Genomic DNA, 17,324 nt, shown 5'->3' with positions numbered 1-17,324 from the left:
GTGTTCGAGCAGGTGTTCGCCGTCGCGGGCGTCCGGCCGGTGAGCGGGTGCGTCGTTGTCCGCGACTGCCCGTACCCTGCTGTGCCATGACTGCGACCGGAACCAATCCTTCCCCGACGGGCCGCGCCGATGCCGGGGCGGAGGCCGAGGGCGGGGTTCGGGGTGCCTTGGCCGATTCGCGCGCGGTGTCGTTGTCGCCGTCGCGGGCGGGCGATTTCCTGCAGTGCCCGCTGTTGTACCGGTTCCGGGTGATCGACAAACTGCCGGAGAAGCCGAGTGTGAGCGCGACGCGCGGGACGGTCGTGCACACGGTGCTGGAGCGGCTGTTCGATCTTCCGCAGGGCGGGCGGACGTTCGCCGCGGCGCAGGCGATGCTGCGTCCCGCGTGGGACGAATTGCTGGGCAAGCGGCCGGAGTTGGCGGCGCTCTTCGACGACGGCGACGGCGGCGTGGATCCCGCGGAGTTGGCCGATTGGCTGGCGGGTGCGGAGAAGCTCGTGGAGCGGTACTTCACGCTGGAGGATCCGAACCGGTTGGAGCCCGCGCGCCGCGAGATGTACGTCGAGACGCAGTTGGAGGGCGTCGACGGCGGGTTGACGTTGCGCGGGTACATCGACCGGCTGGATGTCGCGCCCGGCGGTGACCTGCGGGTGGTGGACTACAAGACGGGGAAGGCGCCTTCGCCGCAGTTCGAGGACAAGGCGCTGTTCCAGATGAAGTTCTACGCGCTCGTGCTGTGGCGGCGGCACGGCCGACTGCCCCGACGCCTGCAGTTGGTGTACCTGGGCAGCGGCACCATCGTGTGGTACGACCCGGACGAGGCGGATCTCCTCGCCGTGGAGCGGAAGTTGCGCGCGTTGTGGGAGGCGATCCGGCACGCCACGCGGACCGGTGAGTGGCGCCCGCAGCGCACGCGTCTGTGCGGCTGGTGCGACCACCAGGCGGTCTGCCCGGAGTTCGGCGGTACGCCGCCGCCCTACCCGCTTCCCGTGGTCCCGGCGCAGGCGTGAGCCGCCGCCGGGCGGTTCACAGGGCCCCCGGGCGGACGAGGCCGCTTTCGTAGGCGTAGACGGCGGCTTGGACGCGGTCGCGCAGCCCGAGTTTGGTGAGCACGTGCCCGACGTGCGTCTTGACCGTGGTCTCGCTCACGAAGAGTTCGGCGGCGATCTCGGCGTTGGACATGCCGCGCGCGACCAGGCGCAGCACCTCGACCTCGCGTTCGGTGAGCATCGCGAGGGTGTCGGGGGTGGGGTCCTCGGCGGCGGGCAGGCGCGCGGCGTACATGTCGAGGAGGCGGCGGGTGATGCTGGGGGCGAGCAGGGCGTCGCCGTCGGCGATGACGCGGATGGCGGCGATGAGGTCGTCGGCGGGAACGTCCTTGAGGAGGAACCCGCTGGCCCCGGCGCGCAGGGCCTCGACGACGTATTCGTCGAGGTCGAAGGTGGTCAGCACGAGGACGCGCGCGGAGCCCGCGGCGGGTTGCCCGCCGTCGCGCCCGCCGACGATGCGGCGGGTGGCCTCGACGCCGTCCATGCGGGGCATGCGGATGTCCATGAGGACGACGTCCGGCTGCAGTGTGCGGACGAGTTCGACCGCCTGGAGGCCGTCGGCCGCTTCGCCGACGACGGCGATGTCCGGCTCGGCCTCGAGGATCATGCGGAACCCGGTGCGCAGCAAGGGCTGGTCGTCGACGAGGATCACGCGGATCGTCATGCTGGGTTCTGCTCCAGTCGGTCGGTGCGGTCGCCGCGGTCGTTCGCCGGGCCGCGTTCTGCGGGGTCGGTGCGTTCGCCGGGGTCGGCGTCGCCGGTGGTGCCGGGGGTTCTTCCGGTGTCGCCGTCCTTGTGGTCGCGGGCGGCGGCGGGTTGGTGCCGGGGCGGCTGCGGGCGGTCGCCCGGGGTGAGCGGGATCCGGGCGAGGACTTCGAAGCCGCCGCCGGCGCGGGGCCCGGCGTACAGGCGTCCACCGTAGAGGGCGACGCGTTCGCGCATGCCCAGCAGGCCGTGCCCGGTGCGCCCGTCGTCGCGCGCGTCGAGGTTCGCCGCGGCGCCCCGGCCGTCGTCGGCGACGCGGACGAGGAGTTCCTCGGGCCGGTAGCGCAGCAGGACGCGCGATCCCGCCGGCCCGGCGTGCTTGAGCGTGTTGGTGAGGGCTTCCTGGATGATGCGGTAGGCGGCGAGGTCGATGCCGGGGGGCAGTTCGCTCGGGACGCCTTCGATGGACAGTTCCACGGGCACACCGGCTTCGCGTACCTGCTGGACGAGGATTTCGAGCGCGTCGAGCCCGGGTTGCGGCGCGTTGTGGCCCTCGCTGAGCTGGACGGTTCCGCCGGCTTCGTCCTCGTTGCCGCGCAGGATCCCCACGAGGCGGCGCATTTCGACGAGTGCGGCGCGGCCGGTCTGCTCGACGGCGGCCATCGCCTCGCGGGCGCGGTCGGGGTTGCGGGCGATGGTGCGCTGCGCGGCGGAGGCTTGCACGGTCATGACGGAGACGTGGTGCGCGACGACGTCGTGCAGCTCGCGGGCGATGCGTCCGCGTTCCTCGGCGAGGGCGGCGCGGGTGTCGGCCTCGCGGGTGTGGATGAGCCGGTCGGCGCGCGTTTCGAGTTCGGCGGTGTAGGCGCGGCGGAACCCGACGCTACGGGCGAAGGCCCAGACCGCGAAGAGCGCGGCGAGGTTGGCCAGGACGTCGACGAAGCCGAGTTCGCGGCGGCCGATGGCGAGCCACAGGAGTGTGGTGCCCTCGGCGAAGAAGAGCGCGAACGCCGCGGGGATGCGCGGGCGGCTGACGGCGGCGCTGTACATCGCGACGAGTTGGCCGAGGCTGGCGCCGGTGGCGCTGTAGTGGTTCGCGGCGAGGGCGAGGAACGGGATGGTCACCGCGACCAGGACGCGCAGCGAGTGGCTGGACCGCCACAGCAGGGGCACGACGCACAGGACGGCGAGGACGACGCCGAGGGCGTCCGGGGAGCGCCATTCGGTGTCGCCGAGGTCGTCGATGAACAGGCCGCCGACGGCGAGGACGCCGAGGACGATCACGAGGACGATGTCGTGTGCCGCGGGCCTGCGGCGGACCGTCTCGTCGGACCGGTGCAGTTCGTCGAGCCAGTCGAGCGTCTGGTCGCGGAGGCGTTCGCGGCGGGTGGCGCGCGGCGTGGCGTAGGGGGTGTGCGGGTCCGCCGCGTCGGGCGTGCCGGACTGCGCGGCGTCGTCGTGGGCGGAGGTCACGGGGTCCACGGTAGAGGCTGTGACCAGCAGAATCCCCCCTCAGGGTGACGTCTCGTCCGTGCGGACGAGGGTGGTGGGGCCGGTGTGCGACCTGGGGAGGAGCACGGCCGTACGCGTCGGCCGGGGGTGGGCCCGTGTCGCGCCGGTGCGGAAGATCGAGGGATTTCCCTGACGACGCTCGGCCCGGGTGGTCACGAGACTGTCGGTGCACGGGGGCTCCACCGCGGTGGGGCCGCCTCGGCATCCGGGACGGCGTCCGCGTCGTCCTTGTCGTCACAGGGTCCACGGGGGATCTTGTGGAGGCGCTCGGCCCGCCAAGGCGGGACGGGGCCGGAGCACGAGGCGGCTCTCCGGGGAGCGGTTGGAGCGTCGGAGCCGGTTGCCGGCGTAGGGGAGCGTCGGCACCGGGTCCGGACGGGGATGCCCGGCACCGGGAGGGCCGCGTGTGCGGTCGTCCCGTGAGCCGGGCGGAGCACACCGTCGGGGGTACGTACGGGGAGCGGGAGCGGTCGGACGGGAGTCCGGTCGCTCCCGCTGTGCGTTCCGGTCAGGGCGCGGCCGTCGTGCGGCGTACGACCCGGCGGAGGAAGGCCAGGTCGACGTCGTCGAGTGACGTCCGCACGGTGCGCCGGGGCCCATCGGGGATCGGCGTCATGCTGGGGACGGCGACCACGGCGCATCCGGCGGCCTCGCCGGAGGCCACGCCGGTGCGGGAGTCCTCCAGGACCACGCAGCGCTCCGGTGCCACGCCGAGCGCGGCGGCGGCCTTCAGATACGGCTCGGGGTGGGGCTTGGGCAGGGTGACCTCGTCGCCGGCGACGGTGACGCCGAAGTGGTGGGCGCCGAGGGACGGCAGCACGGCGTCGACGATGGCCCGGTATGAGGCGGTCACGAGGGCCATCGGCACGCGTGCGGCGTCCAGCTCGGCGAGCAGGCGCTTGGCCCCGGGGCGCAGGTCGACGCCGCTGCTGAGCGTCTCGACCATGCGCACGTTTATGCGGCGTTCCAGCTCCTCGGGGGCGATGTCGGCGCCGGAGACGCCGATGAGGTACGCGACGGCGGGGTCCATGGGGCTGCCGAGGAGGTGTTCGGCGTGTTCGGGGCCGAGGCGGAATCCGAGATCGGCCATGACCGAGACCTCGGTGGCGAACCAGCTGCGCTCCGTGTCGACCAGCGTCCCGTCCATGTCGCACAGCACGGCCTGGAGGCCCTGGGCTGAGCCGGGGCGGGCGTGGGCTTCGAGAGCCGTCATGGCCACCTGCCTTTCGTTCCGGGGCCGGTCCGTGTCGGGACCGATCCGTGTGCCGGGCCCGTTCCGGTGTGCGTCCGGGCGTCGCTCCGCATCCCCTCCTTCACGCGCCGACTCGCCGGTGATGGGCCCTCGATTGTGCGGCGTCCATGTGGTTGGCGGCAAGCGCGCGGACGGCGCGTCGCGGGGCCGGGCGGATTTTTGACGCGGTGTTCGCCGCGGTGTCGGGCGGTGGGGGCGGGATGTTCGCGCGGCGGCCGTTCGGCGTACAACGGCGCTCGGGGTCAGCGGGGCGCGTAGCGCGACACGGTGACCTCGGCGCGGACGTGGACGGGGGCGGGCAGGGCGGCGAGCGTGGCGCGCACGGCGTCGGGGTCGGTGTGCCAGGCGCTGGGGCCCATGGCGACGACGGTCGCGGCGTCGGTGTGGCCGAGGGCCATCGGGAAGGCGACGTGGGCGGCGTCGAGCGGGGTGAAGTACGGGTCGAGGGCGGCGTCCAGGCGGGCCTTCTTGTCGGTGTCGACGTTGAGGAGGCCGAGGGCGTCGCGGAGTTCGGCGAGGTGCCGCGGGGCGGGGGTGACGACGACGAGGGTGCCGCGGGGGTCGAGGACGCGGCGCAGCTCGGCGGGGTTGCGCGGGGCGAAGACGTTGAGGACGAGTGCGGCGGCGCCGTCGCGTACCGGGAGGGGCCGCCAGGCGTCGCAGGCGGCGGCTCCGGCCCGGGGGTGGGCCTTGGCGGCGCGGCGCAGCGCGTACTTGGAGATGTCCAGGGCGAGGCCGACGCGGGAGGGAGCGGCGTCGAGGGCGCGGGCGAGGCTGTGCCCGGTGCCGGCGCCGACGTCGACGACGGCGCCGGGGGCGGTCGTGTCGGCGGCGTGGGCGGCGACGGCGTCGGCGATGGGGTGGTAGTGGCCGGCTCCGAGGAAGGCGTCTCGGGCGGCGACCATGGCGGGGGTGTCGGCGGTGCCGGTTTTGGCGTCGCCCGCCAGGAGTCCGGCGTACCCCTGGCGGGCGATGTCGAAGGTGTGGCGTCCGGCGGCGCAGCGCAGGCCGCCGCGGCCCGTGTCGGGGGCGAGGCGGGCCTGGCAGTGCGGGCAGCGCAGGAGGTCGACGACGTCGGGCAGCACTGCCGCTGGTTCCTCCGAGGGTGCCGGGCCCGGTGTGCGGGCTCGGTGTGTGCGTACGGTTACCGGGCGTTGAAGTACGTGGCCTCGGGGTGGTGGACGACGATCGCGTCGGTCGACTGCTCGGGGTGGAGCTGGAACTCGTCGGAGAGGTCGACGCCGATGCGGGAGGGGTCGAGCAGGCTGACGATCTTGGCGCGGTCCTCGAGGTCGGGGCAGGCGCCGTAGCCGAGGGAGAACCGGGCGCCGCGGTAGTCCAGTTTGAGCATGCCGTCGATGTCGGCGGGGTCCTCGCTGGCGAAGCCCAGCTCGGCGCGGACGCGGGCGTGCCAGTATTCGGCGAGAGCTTCGGCCAACTGCACGGACAGGCCGTGGAGTTCGAGGTAATCGCGGTAGGCGTCGGCGGCGAACAGCTCCGCGGTGGCGCCGGAGAGGCGCGAGCCGACGGTGACGACCTGGAAGCCGACGACGTCCGTCTCGCCGGATTCCTCGGGGCGGAAGAAGTCGGCGAGGCACAGGTGGCGGTCGCGGCGCTGCCGGGGGAACGTGAAGCGGGTGCGCTCGGAGCCGTCGTCGTGCAGCACGATGAGGTCGTCGCCCTTGGACACACACGGGAAGTAGCCGTAGACGACGGCGGCTTCGAGGAGGTTCTCGGTGACGAGCTTGTCGAGCCAGTAGCGCAGGCGCGGGCGGCCTTCGGTCTCGACGAGTTCCTCGTACGACGGCCCGCTGCCGCCGCGGCTGGCCTTGAGCCCCCACTGGCCCATGAAGGTGGCGCGCTCGTCGAGCCAGGAGGCGTAGTCGGCGAGTTGGATGCCCTTGACGACGCGGTCGCCCCAGAACGGCGGGGTCGGGACGGGGTTGTCGGTGGAGATGTCGGAGCGGGCGGGCATGTCCTCGGGGGCGGTCTCGATGAGCGAGGCGGAGGCGACCCTGCGGCGTTTGAGCGGCGGCAGCTCGGCGCCGGGGACGCCGCGCTTGACGCCCATGAGCGCGTCCATGAGCCGGAGCCCTTCGAACGCGTCGCGGGCGTAGCGGACCTCGCCGGCGTAGAGGTCGTGGAGGTCTTCCTCGACGTAGGCGCGTGTGAGGGCGGCGCCGCCGAGGATGACGGGGTAGCCGGTGGCCAGGCCGCGCTGGTTCAGCTCCTCCAGGTTCTCCTTCATGATGACGGTGGATTTCACCAGGAGGCCGGACATGCCGATGACGTCGGCGTTGTTGTCCTCGGCGGCTTCGAGGATGGCCGAGACCGGCTGTTTGATACCGATGTTGACCACGTTGTAGCCGTTGTTGCTGAGGATGATGTCGACGAGGTTCTTGCCGATGTCGTGGACGTCGCCCTTGACGGTGGCGAGGACGATGGTGCCCTTGCCGTCGGCGCCGGTCTTCTCCATGTGCGGTTCGAGGTGGGCGACGGCGGTCTTCATCACCTCGGCCGACTGCAGCACGAACGGCAGCTGCATCTGGCCGGAGCCGAACAGCTCGCCGACGACCTTCATGCCCGCGAGCAGGGTGTCGTTGATGATGTCGAGGGCGGGCCGGGTGGTGAGGGCCTCGTCCAGGTCGGCTTCGAGGCCGGTGCGTTCGCCGTCGATGATGCGGCGTTCGAGCCGCTCCCCGAGCGGGAGCGCGGCCAGTTCTTCGGCGCGGGAGGCCTTGACCGACTTGGTGTCGACGCCGTCGAAGAGTTCGAGGTAGCGGGTGAGGGGGTCGTACCCCTCGCGGCGGCGGTCGTAGACGACGTCGAGCGCGACGTCGCGCTGCTCGTCGGGGATCCGCGCCATGGGCAGGATCTTGGAGGCGTGCACGATCGCCGAGTCGAGCCCGGCCTCGACGCATTCGTGCAGGAAGACGGAGTTGAGGACCATGCGCGCGGCCGGGTTGAGGCCGAAGGAGATGTTGGACAGGCCCAGGGTGGTCTGGACGTCGGGGTGCAGCTCCTTGAGCCTGCGGATCCCCTCGATGGTCTCCAGGCCGTCGCGCCGGGTCTCCTCCTGGCCGGTGCAGATGGTGAAGGTGAGGCAGTCGACGATGATGTCGGAGACGTTGAAACCCCAGTTGTCGCGCAGGTCGCGGATGGTGCGGTCGGCGATGGCGGCCTTGCGGTCCGCGGTGCGCGCCTGGCCCTGCTCGTCGATCGCCATGACGACGACGGCGGCGCCGTGCTCCTGGGCGAGGGCGGCCATGCGCGCGAACCGCGAATCGGGGCCGTCGCCGTCCTCGTAGTTCACCGAGTTGACGACGGCGCGACCGCCGAGCGCCTCGAGGCCGGCCTGGATGACGGCGGGCTCGGTGGAGTCGAGGACGATCGGGAGTGTGGTGGCGGTGGCCAGGCGCGTCGCGAGTTCGCGCATGTCCTCGGCGCCGTCGCGGCCCACGTAGTCGACGCACAGGTCGAGCATGTGGGCGCCGTCGCGGGACTGGTCGCGCGCGATTTCGAGGCACTTCTCCCAGTCGCGGGCGAGCATGGCCTCGCGGAACGCCTTGGAGCCGTTGGCGTTGGTGCGTTCGCCGATGGCGAGGTACGAGGTGTCCTGCCGGAAGGGCACGGACTGGTACAGCGACGCGGCGCTGGGCTCGTGCCGGGCGTCGCGCGGCGTCAGTTCGCGGCCACGGACGCGCTCGACGATCTGCCGCAGGTGTTCGGGGGTGGTGCCGCAGCAGCCGCCGACCAGGGCGAGCCCGTACTCGCGGGTGAACACGTCGTGGGCGTCGGCGAGTTCCTCGGGGCTGAGCGGGTAGTGCGCGCCGTCCTTGGTGAGGACGGGCAGGCCCGCGTTGGGCATCGCGGAGACGCCGATCTGCGCGTGGCGGGCGAGGTGGCGCAGGTGTTCGCTCATCTCGGCGGGCCCGGTGGCGCAGTTGAGGCCGATGAGGTCGACGCCGAGGGGTTCGAGGGCGGTCAGGGCGGCGCCGATCTCGGAGCCGAGCAGCATCGTCCCGGTGGTCTCGACGGTGACCTGGACGAAGACCGGCAGGTCGGTGCCGGCGGCGGCGTTGGCGCGGTGCGCGCCGATGATGGACGCCTTGGTCTGGAGGAGGTCCTGCGTCGTCTCGACGAGCAGGGCGTGGGCGCCTCCGGCGATGAGGCCGGCGGCGTTGGCCTGGTACGCGTCGCGCAGCGCGGCGTAGGTGGTGTGGCCGAGGCTGGGGAGTTTGGTGCCGGGGCCGATCGAGCCGAGGACCCAGCGGGGCCGGTCGGCGGTGGAGAATCCGTCGGCGACGTCGCGGGCGATGCGCGCGCCGGCCTCGGACAGCTCGAAGATGCGGTCGGAGATGTCGTACTCGCCGAGGTTGGCGAGGTTGGCTCCGAAGGTGTTGGTCTCGACGCAGTCGACGCCGACGGAGAAGTAGGCCTCGTGGACGGACCGCACGATGTCGGGGCGCGAGATGTTGAGGATCTCGTTGCAGCCTTCGTGGCCCTGGAAGTCGTCGAGGGTGGGGTCCTGTGCCTGCAGCATCGTGCCCATGGCGCCGTCCGCGACGACGACGCGGGTGGCGAGGGCGGTGCGGAGTTGTTGCGGGGTCGCGGATGCTGCGGTCATCAGGATTCTCCCTGGGTGCGACGGCTGTCGGCTTGGCGGCCCGGGGCGGGCCCGGCCCGTGGTAGGGCCGCGAACAGCCTAACCGCGCCGGGCCCGGTTCTCTTCGCGCGTCCCACCAGGTGGGCGAGCGCGTACGCCCTCGCGCGCGGGGGGCAAGGGGAACACCGCGGGCCGTGTTCTTGTTGCCCGGGGGTCGCCGCGCCCTGGCCGGATCGTTTTCGGCGGAAGCCGTAGGCTGGACACGACGGACCTGGGTAGGAACGACGGTACGCATCGACGATTGACCGGCCGCGGCCGGCAAGGAGGCACCGGCTTGATCGAGCTCGACGACATCCCCGAGCTGGTGGACCCCGTCATGGTGGCCGCGTTCGAGGGGTGGAACGACGCGGGCGACGCCGCGTCCGCCGCCGTCGCGCACCTCGACCAGGTCTGGGGTGGCGAGGTCTTCGCCGCGTTGGACGCCGAGGACTACTACGACTTCCAGGTGAACCGCCCGACGGTGTGGCTGGACGGCGACACGCGCCGCATCACGTGGCCGACGACGCGTCTGGCGGTCGTGCGGGTTCCGGAGCCGCGGCGCGACATCGTGCTGGTGCACGGCATAGAGCCGAACATGCGGTGGCGGTCGTTCTGCAACGAGCTGCTGGGGTTCGCCCACGAGCTGGGCGTCGAGACGATGGTGACCCTCGGCGCCCTGTTGGGCGACACTCCGCACACGCGGCCGGTTCCGGTGACGGGGATGACGTCCGACTCCGTGGTCGCGCGGGGGTTGGGGCTGGAGCAGACCAAGTACGAGGGGCCGACCGGGATCGTCGGTGTGCTGCAGGAGGCGTGTGCGCACGCGGGGATGCCGGCGCTGACGTTCTGGGCCGCGGTGCCGCACTATGTGTCGCAGGCGCCGTCCCCCAAGGCGACGCTCGCGTTGCTGCGCAAGCTCGAGGACTTCCTGGACGTGTCGATCCCGATGGGCGAGCTCACCGAGGACGCGCGGGCGTGGCAGCTCGGCGTGGACCAGTTGGCGTCGGAGGACGCCGAGGTCGCCGAGTATGTGCAGGCGCTGGAGGCGGCGCGGGACGCGGAGGATCTGCCGGAGGCGTCGGGTGAGGCGATCGCGCTGGAGTTCGAGCGCTATCTGCGCCGCAAGGGCGGCGACACGGGGCCGTGAGGGCGCCCGTGACGTCCCTGTATGACACGTATGGGTTCATCCGGTCCATGGTCGCGGTCGGCGGCGAAGCGTGACATCACGTGGGTATTCGGGCAGCTCCGGGCTTTTGGGGCTGTGACGAGGGGCACGTATGCCTGTGCTCCGCGGCTGCCGTCGATAGGGTCGTCGGTGCTTCCGCGGTCGGCCGATCAGGGCCGGCCGGCCGTCAGGAACCCCGGGTCGGCGGAGGGACAAGCCGCCGACCGCCCACGCACGACGCCCTTAACGGAGGGAGCACGCGTGTCTCAGCCCGTCCAGCCTGTGGACCCCGCAGGCGTTCCGGCGCCGGTCGAGACGGATCTGCTGATCATAGGAGCGGGTCCGACCGGCTTGTACGCCGCTTATTACGCGGGGTTCCGCGGCCTGCGGGTCGCGGTGGTCGACTCGCTTCCGGAGATCGGCGGTCAGATCACCGCGATGTACCCGGAGAAGATGATCTACGACGTCGCGGGGTTCCCGGCCGTCAAGGGTCAGGATCTCGTCGACGCGCTCGGCGCGCAGGCCAGGCAGTTCGATCCGCTGTATCTGCTCGGCCACCGTGCCGAGGAGCTGGATCACGGCACCGACTCGGTGACCGTGACCTGTGACACCGGGCTCACGGTGACCGCGAAAGTGGTGCTGATCAGCGGCGGGATCGGGACGTTCAGCCCGCGTCCGCTGCCCGCCGCGGACGCGTTCACCGGCGACGGCGTGATGTTCTTCGTCCCGCGCCTGGCGGAACTCGCGGACCTGGACGTGCTGATCGTCGGCGGCGGCGACTCGGCGTTCGACTGGGCGATGAGCCTGGAACCGCTGGCGAAGTCGGTGACGCTGGTGCACCGGCGCGACAAGTTCCGCGCGCACGAGCACACCGTGCAGAAGGTGCTGGCGTCGCGCGTGGAGGTCATCACCTCCGCCGAGGTCGCCAAGCTGCACGGCAACGGCCGGGTGGAGGGCGCGGACATCGTCGCCAAGCTGGACGGCGCGGTGCGCACCGTCCCGACGCAGGCGGTGGTCGCGGCGTTGGGGTTCGTGGCGGATCTCGGCCCGATGAGCCGCTGGGGCCTGGAGCAGCGCAAACGGCACATCCTGGTCGACTCGACGATGCGCACGAATTTCGAGCGCGTGTTCGCGGCGGGCGACATCGCCGACTACGACGGCAAGGTCAAGCTCATCGCCACCGGCTTCGGCGAGGCGGCCACGGCGGTCAACAACGCGATGACGGTGGTCGACCCGTCCGCGAAGGTGTTCCCGGGCCACTCCTCCGACTCCGCCTGACCGGGGCGCGGCACGGCCGTGCGCGGGGGCCGGGGCACTTCGGTGCCTCGGCCCCCGCGCCGCATCCGGGACGTGGTCGCTGCACGGCGGGTCGACGGTTCGCCCGCTCTCGGGCGGCACGGTGCGATGCCGGGTCTGCCGGGCGCCGGGCCCGGTCGTGTCCGGTCCCTGGCGAGAACGCGGCGTACCTTCTCGGTCACCGCCACTAGGCTCACCCGCAACCGGCCGTCGGCCCCCGCTCCGCGCGAGGGTGTTCGCCGCGGTCGTCGGGACTTGGGAGGGCGTGCGTGAACGACCAGCAGCGGTGGGCCGGGCAACAGCCGGAATGGGAGCCTCCGCACGGCCGGCCACCGCAGGGGGTTCCGCCCGTTCCGGGACCGGGCGGGCCGCCGCCTCCCCCGGCGTACCCGCCGGGCCCGGGGAACGGTCCCGGCCGACCCCGCGGCTCCCGGCGTGCGGGCGGAGGCGACCGCAAGGTCGTCATCGGGGTCGTCGCGTCGATCGTCGCGCTCGCGGTCGTCGGGGCGGGCATCTGGTTCGTCACGTCGGACGACGACGATGACAAGTCGTCGCAGGCGAGCGGCAGCGCGGTGGCGAGCGACAGCCCCATTCCGTCTCCGCCGCCGGCCGCCGCCGCGGACCCGACCGACCCCGCGCCGTCCTCCCCGTCGTCGGACCCGCCGACGGACCCGGCGACGGACCCGGCGACGGAGACGTCGTCCCCCGCTGTGCAGGGTGACGGGAAGTGCTCGCCGGAGCCAGGGCCGCCGAAGCCCCTGACGTTCCCGTCCGCGCCGCCGATGACGATCGACAAGAGCGCGTCGTACGAGATGACGCTCAAGACGAGCTGCGGCACGATCGCCGTGCGCCTCGACGCCGCGAAGGCCCCGACCACCGTCAACTCGTTCGCGTTCCTGGCCGGCAAGGACTACTTCGACCACACGCCGTGCCACCGCCTGACGACCGAAGGCATCTTCGTCCTGCAGTGCGGCGACCCGACGGGACGCGGAACCGGCGGGCCCGGCTACAAGTTCACCGACGAGAACCTGGCCGGCGCGACGTACAAGGCCGGCACCGTCGCGATGGCGAACTCGGGCCCGAACACCAACGGAAGCCAGTTCTTCCTGGTCTACAAGGACAGCCCCCTGCCGCCGGCCTACACGCCGTTCGGCACGATCACCTCGGGCATGGACGTGCTGCTCGACATCGCCGCCGACGGTGTGTGGGACGGCTCCGGCGACGGCATCCCGCAGGCCCTGGTCACGCTCGACGACGTGACCGTCGCCGCGAAGTAGCCTGCCCGACACCCGAACAGCCGCCGGTCGTACGGGAGTTCCGTACCACCGGCGGCTGTATTGCGGAGCCGGGCCGCGGCTACATGTTGATCATGTGGCCGGCGAGGCCGTGGACGGCCTCCTTGACCGCCTCGCCCAGCGTCGGGTGGGCGTGCACGTTGCGGGCGATCTCGTGGACGGTGAGGTCCCACTGCTGCGCCAGCGTCAGCTCGGGCAGCAGCTCGGTTGCCTCGGGGCCGATGATGTGGGCGCCGAGGAGCTCGCCGTATTTGGCGTCGCTGAGGATCTTGACGAAGCCGACCGGCTCGCCGAGGCCGTGCGCCTTGCCGTTGGCGGTGAACGGGAACTTGGCGACCTGCACGTCGTACCCCTGTTCGCGCGCCTGGGCCTCGGTGAGGCCGAAGCTGGCGATCTGCGGCTGGCAGTAGGTCGCGCGCGGCACCATGACGTACTCGATGGGCATGGTCTCGGCGCCGGCGATGGTCTCGGCGGCGACGACGCCCATGGACTCCGCGGTGTGGGCGAGCATCAGTTTGGCGGTGACGTCGCCGATCGCGTAGATGTGCGGCGCGCTGGTACGGCAGTAGTCGTCGATGTCGATCGCGCCGCGGTCGGTGAGGCGGACGCCGGTGTTCTCCAGGCCGTAGCCGGTGACGCGCGGCTGGAAGCCGATGGCCTGGAGGACCTGGTCGGCGCGCAGCTCCTGGCGCGCGCCGTCCTTGCCGGCGACGGTGACCGTGACGCCGTCGGCGTCCTCGGCGATCGACTCGACGCGGGTCGACGTGAGGACGTTGATGCCGAGCTTGCGGTAGCGGCGGGCGAGTTCGGCGGAGACCTCTTCGTCTTCGAGGGGGACGACGCGGTCCAGGAACTCCACGACGGTGACCGCGACGCCGAAGCTGTTCATGATGTACGCGAACTCGACGCCGATGGCGCCCGCGCCGACGATGACGATGCTGGTGGGGAGCTTGTCGGCGAGGATCTGCTCCTCGTACGTGCGGACGCGCTCGCTGAGTCGCGTGCCGGGAAGCAGCCGCGTGGTGGCGCCGACCGCGATGACACAGTTGTCGAAGGTGACGCGGGAGGCCGAGCCGTCGGAGCCAGCGACCTGGAGGGTGTTGGCGTCGACGAAGGTGCCGATCCCGGCGTACTGCGTGATGGCGTTCTTCTTCATCAGGTAGTGGACGCCCTTGACCCGGCCGTCCGCGACGCGGCGGCTGCGGGCGTGCGCCTCGCCGTAGTTGAGGCCGATCGGCCCCTGGATGTCGATGCCGAAGCTCTTGGCCTCGTGCGTCACGAGGTGGGCGAGCTCGGCGCTGCGGAGCAGGGCCTTGGACGGGATGCAGCCGACGTTGAGGCAGACGCCGCCCCAGTACTTCTCCTCCACGATCGCGGTGCGCAGCCCCAACTGCGCCGCGCGGATCGCCGCGACGTAGCCGCCCGGTCCCGCCCCCAGGACCACCACGTCGAAATGTCCGTCGGCCATGCCGGATTCCCCTCTCGCTCGGTTCCTCTGTTCCCGGGCCGCGGATGAGGTCACCGCGGCTCCGGGGCCGGGTGTCCCCCGGCGTGTGGCTCGGGGCGCGGTCTGCGCCCGAGCGGGTCTCAGCGCGGCAGCCGTCGCCACAACGGGCGGGGCATGAACCGCATTCCCGCGAAGACGGGGCGCAGGGTGCCGGGCACCCACACCTCGCCCTTCCCGCGCAGGAGGGCCTTGACGGTCGCGTCGGCGACCTGGTCGGGGGTGCTGGACAGCGGCGCGGGCTTCATGCCCTCGGTCATGCGGCCGATCACGAACCCGGGCCGGACCAGCAGGAGGTGGACGCCGCTGCCGGCGAGGGCGTCGGCGAGGCCGCTCGCGAAGCCGTCGAGCCCGGCCTTGGCCGATCCGTAGACGTAGTTGGCGCGGCGGACGCGGACGCCGGCGACGGACGAGAAGACGACGAGGCGGCCCCGGCCCTGCGCGCGGAGCAGCGTCGCGAGGTGCGTGAGGATGCTGACGTGCGCGACGTAGTCGGTGTGCACGACGGCGAGGGCGTGGCCGGCGTCGTTTTCGGCGCGCTGCTGGTCGCCGAGGATGCCGAACGCGGTGACGACGATGTCGAGCGGGCCGTGTTCGGCGGCGACGCGGTCGAGGAACGGGCGGTGCCCGTCGACGTCGTCGGCGTCGAACTCCTCGCGGATGACGTCGGCGCCGGCCGCGCGGACTTCGGCTTCCTGTGCGTCGAGGTCGCCGCTGCGGCGGGCGGCGAGGATCACGCGGCGGGCGCCGCGGCGGGCGAGGCGCACGGCGACGGCCGTGCCGATCTCGCTGCGTCCGCCGAGGACGAGGACGGTTCCGGTCACGGCGTTCACTCCGGTCGCCGCGGCTGTTCGGGGCGCCGCGGCCGCTGGGGTCTCTGGGGTCGCTTCGGGGGTCGCTTTGGGAGTCGCTTCGGGCACGAGGGACAGTCTGCCGGACCCGGCGGGGGTGCCGGGCGCTCGTCGCCGGGACGGGCGCGCGATCCGGACGGGCGTACCGGCGTCCCCGGCCGCGCGACCCCGCATCACTCGTTCGGCGCAGCACGCGCTGCGCCGAACGGGTAACCGGTGTCCATCGTACGAGTGCCCGTCACTCGCGGGGCCGCCGCCCGCCGACCGGGCCGGGCAGGGTTGCGGACGTGACCGACGCCCGCACCGCACCGACGTCCCCGGGGCCTTCCGTGTCGCCGGGGGATCCGCTGGTCGTCCTGGCCGGCGTCAACAAGTACTTCGGTGCCCTGCACGTGCTGCGGGACATCGACCTGACGGTGGCCCGCAACGAGGTCGTGGTGCTGATCGGCCCGTCCGGGTCCGGCAAGTCCACGCTGTGCCGCACGATCAATCGGCTGGAGACCATCGAGTCGGGCACGATCACGGTCGACGGGGAGCCGCTGCCCGCCGAGGGGCGCGCGTTGGCCCGGTTGCGCGCCGAAGTCGGCATGGTGTTCCAGTCGTTCAACCTGTTCGCCCACAAGACGGTGCTCGACAACGTCACGCTCGCCCCGGTCAAGGTGCGCGGGTGGGGGCGCGCGGAGGCGGAGGAGCGCGCCCGCGCGCTGCTCGACCGGGTCGGGCTCGCGGACCAGGCCGGGAAGTTCCCGGGGCAGTTGTCGGGCGGCCAGCAGCAGCGGGTGGCGATCGCGCGGTCGCTGGCGATGGATCCGAAGGTGATGTTGTTCGACGAGCCGACGTCGGCGCTCGACCCCGAGATGATCAACGAGGTGCTGGAGGTCATGCGCGGCCTGGCCGCCGACGGCATGACGATGATCGTCGTCACGCATGAGATGGGCTTCGCGCGGTCCGCGGCGAACCGGGTGGTGTTCATGGCCGACGGGCAGATCGTGGAGGTCCGCTCGCCCGCGGAGTTCTTCGACGCGCCCCGGAGCGAGCGCGCGCGTGACTTCCTGTCCAAGATCCTGCAGCACTGATGCGGGCGCACAGGCACGGCTCGGAACGGCGTCACACGGCACGGGGTGCCGCCCGTTCCGCACGCGTTCCGCGGCGGGTGGTCGCGGCGGTGGTGCTCGCCGTGCTGGCGGTGGCGGCGGCCTGCGGGCGGGAGGGCACTCCGCCGCCGAAGGGCCCGAACCAGCGCGAACTGCCGGCGTACGCGGTGAACGCGGCGGCGGACGTGGCGGATTCGCCGACGTGGCGGGCCGCGCACAACCGCGGACGGCTGGTCGTCGGAACCAAGGCGGACCAGCCCTATGTGGCGCAGCAGAACCCGGCGAACGGCCGATACTCCGGCTTCGACGTCGAGATCGCCAAGATGATCGCGGCGGACCTGGGATTCGGCCCGGACCGCATCGAGTTCAAGACGATCGCGTCGGCGAACCGCGAGACGGCTCTGCAGAACGGCCAGGTCGACTACTACGCGGGCACGTACACCATCAACGACAACCGCAAGAAGTCCGTCGGATTCGCGGGCCCGTACTACATGGCCGGGCAGTCGCTGCTGGTCCGCGCGGGCGACACGGACATCGCGGGGCCGGACGACCTGGCGGGCAAGAAGGTCTGCTCGGTGGCCGGTTCGACGCCGTACCAGCGGTTGCAGCACGACTTTCCCCAGGTGAGGCTCGTCGGCTACGACAGCTACTCGGTGTGCGTCGACAACCTGATCAGCTATCAGGTCGACGCGGTCAGCACCGACGACACGATCCTCATGGGCTACGCGGCCAAGGTACCGGACCAGTTGAGGATCGCCGGTCGGCCGTTCTCCCGGGAGCCGTACGGCATCGGGGTGCCCCGGGACGACCGCGCGTTCCGGTTGGCGGTCGACGACGCGATCGAGCGCCATCAGGCGAACGGCGACTGGCGGCGGGCCTACGACGCGACGCTCGGGCTGTCGGGGGTCCCGGCGCCGGAGCCGCCCGCCGTCGACCGCTACTAGGCGGGCGGCGAC

12 protein-coding genes and 1 pseudogene are annotated in these 17,324 nt (G+C 72.2%); 6 read left to right on the top strand and 7 right to left on the bottom strand.

The features are described from left to right. Nucleotides 1-86 precede the first annotated feature (86 nt). Nucleotides 87-1,010, top strand: coding sequence for a RecB family exonuclease (locus tag LO772_RS28245; protein ID WP_231774843.1), 924 nt, complete (start codon nucleotides 87-89; stop codon nucleotides 1,008-1,010). Between the two features lie 16 nt (nucleotides 1,011-1,026). On the opposite strand, the gene LO772_RS28240 is transcribed toward LO772_RS28245, so the two are convergent. From LO772_RS28240 to metH, 5 genes are all read right to left on the bottom strand, one after another. Further along, entirely contained in the window at nucleotides 1,027-1,713 is a 687-nt protein-coding gene (locus LO772_RS28240; protein ID WP_231774842.1) for a response regulator, read from the bottom strand. Next, entirely contained in the window at nucleotides 1,710-3,227 is a 1,518-nt protein-coding gene (locus LO772_RS35955) for a sensor histidine kinase (protein WP_269453107.1), read from the bottom strand. The genes LO772_RS28240 and LO772_RS35955 overlap by 4 nt, the downstream gene beginning before the upstream one ends. Nucleotides 3,228-3,774: 547 nt before the next feature. Next, the gene (locus tag LO772_RS28230) at nucleotides 3,775-4,479 is read right to left on the bottom strand and encodes an HAD family hydrolase (protein ID WP_231774841.1); all 705 of its coding nucleotides are present in this window, start codon (nucleotides 4,477-4,479) and stop codon (nucleotides 3,775-3,777) included. Nucleotides 4,480-4,760: 281 nt separating this feature from the next. Next, complete coding sequence (locus LO772_RS28225) at nucleotides 4,761-5,603, bottom strand: putative RNA methyltransferase (protein WP_231774840.1); 843 nt, start codon at nucleotides 5,601-5,603, stop codon at nucleotides 4,761-4,763. Nucleotides 5,604-5,662: 59 nt separating this feature from the next. Further along, the gene (gene metH / locus LO772_RS28220; protein ID WP_231774839.1) at nucleotides 5,663-9,145 is read right to left on the bottom strand and encodes a methionine synthase; all 3,483 of its coding nucleotides are present in this window, start codon (nucleotides 9,143-9,145) and stop codon (nucleotides 5,663-5,665) included. A 313-nt stretch (nucleotides 9,146-9,458) separates the two neighbouring features. On the opposite strand from metH, the pseudogene LO772_RS28215 reads away from it, so the two are divergent. The 3 genes and pseudogenes from LO772_RS28215 to LO772_RS28205 all read left to right on the top strand — a co-directional run. Next, a pseudogene (locus LO772_RS28215) lies at nucleotides 9,459-10,307 on the top strand (PAC2 family protein); the annotation flags it as partial. Between the two features lie 282 nt (nucleotides 10,308-10,589). Next, entirely contained in the window at nucleotides 10,590-11,606 is a 1,017-nt protein-coding gene (locus tag LO772_RS28210; protein WP_231774837.1) for an NAD(P)/FAD-dependent oxidoreductase, read from the top strand. A 287-nt stretch (nucleotides 11,607-11,893) separates the two neighbouring features. Beyond that, a complete protein-coding gene (locus LO772_RS28205) occupies nucleotides 11,894-12,901 on the top strand; it encodes a peptidylprolyl isomerase (RefSeq protein ID WP_331717275.1) in 1,008 nt (335 codons plus the stop codon). Nucleotides 12,902-12,980: 79 nt separating this feature from the next. Here the strand turns inward: LO772_RS28205 and lpdA are convergent, their stop codons facing one another. Both lpdA and LO772_RS28195 read right to left on the bottom strand, forming a co-directional pair. Next, nucleotides 12,981-14,387 carry a dihydrolipoyl dehydrogenase gene (gene lpdA / locus LO772_RS28200; RefSeq protein WP_231774836.1) on the bottom strand — a complete coding sequence of 469 codons (1,407 nt, stop codon included), beginning with the start codon at nucleotides 14,385-14,387 and terminating at the stop codon, nucleotides 12,981-12,983. Nucleotides 14,388-14,506: 119 nt separating this feature from the next. Beyond that, entirely contained in the window at nucleotides 14,507-15,247 is a 741-nt protein-coding gene (locus LO772_RS28195) for an SDR family NAD(P)-dependent oxidoreductase (RefSeq protein WP_231774835.1), read from the bottom strand. Between the two features lie 314 nt (nucleotides 15,248-15,561). Here LO772_RS28195 and LO772_RS28190 point away from each other — a divergent pair, with 314 nt between their 5' ends. Further along, a complete protein-coding gene (locus LO772_RS28190; protein WP_269453106.1) occupies nucleotides 15,562-16,350 on the top strand; it encodes an amino acid ABC transporter ATP-binding protein in 789 nt (262 codons plus the stop codon). Between the two features lie 89 nt (nucleotides 16,351-16,439). Next, nucleotides 16,440-17,312 carry a glutamate ABC transporter substrate-binding protein gene (locus tag LO772_RS28185; RefSeq protein ID WP_231774834.1) on the top strand — a complete coding sequence of 291 codons (873 nt, stop codon included), beginning with the start codon at nucleotides 16,440-16,442 and terminating at the stop codon, nucleotides 17,310-17,312. Nucleotides 17,313-17,324 lie beyond the last annotated feature (12 nt).

It is taken from the genome of Yinghuangia sp. ASG 101, from assembly GCF_021165735.1.
Lineage (GTDB): Bacteria > Actinomycetota > Actinomycetes > Streptomycetales > Streptomycetaceae > Yinghuangia.
Note: the sequence above shows the minus strand (reverse complement) of the source record. Positions and strands in the feature narration are given on the sequence as shown.

Excerpts from the sequence above, each read along its gene's own strand:
- LO772_RS28245 (WP_231774843.1), top strand. The coding sequence starts at position 87 with ATGACTGCGACCGGAACCAATCCTTCCCCGACGGGCCGCGCCGATGCC.
- LO772_RS28240 (WP_231774842.1), bottom strand. The coding sequence starts at position 1,713 with ATGACGATCCGCGTGATCCTCGTCGACGACCAGCCCTTGCTGCGCACC.
- LO772_RS28230 (WP_231774841.1), bottom strand. The coding sequence starts at position 4,479 with ATGACGGCTCTCGAAGCCCACGCCCGCCCCGGCTCAGCCCAGGGCCTC.
- metH (WP_231774839.1), bottom strand. The coding sequence starts at position 9,145 with ATGACCGCAGCATCCGCGACCCCGCAACAACTCCGCACCGCCCTCGCC.
- lpdA (WP_231774836.1), bottom strand. The coding sequence starts at position 14,387 with ATGGCCGACGGACATTTCGACGTGGTGGTCCTGGGGGCGGGACCGGGC.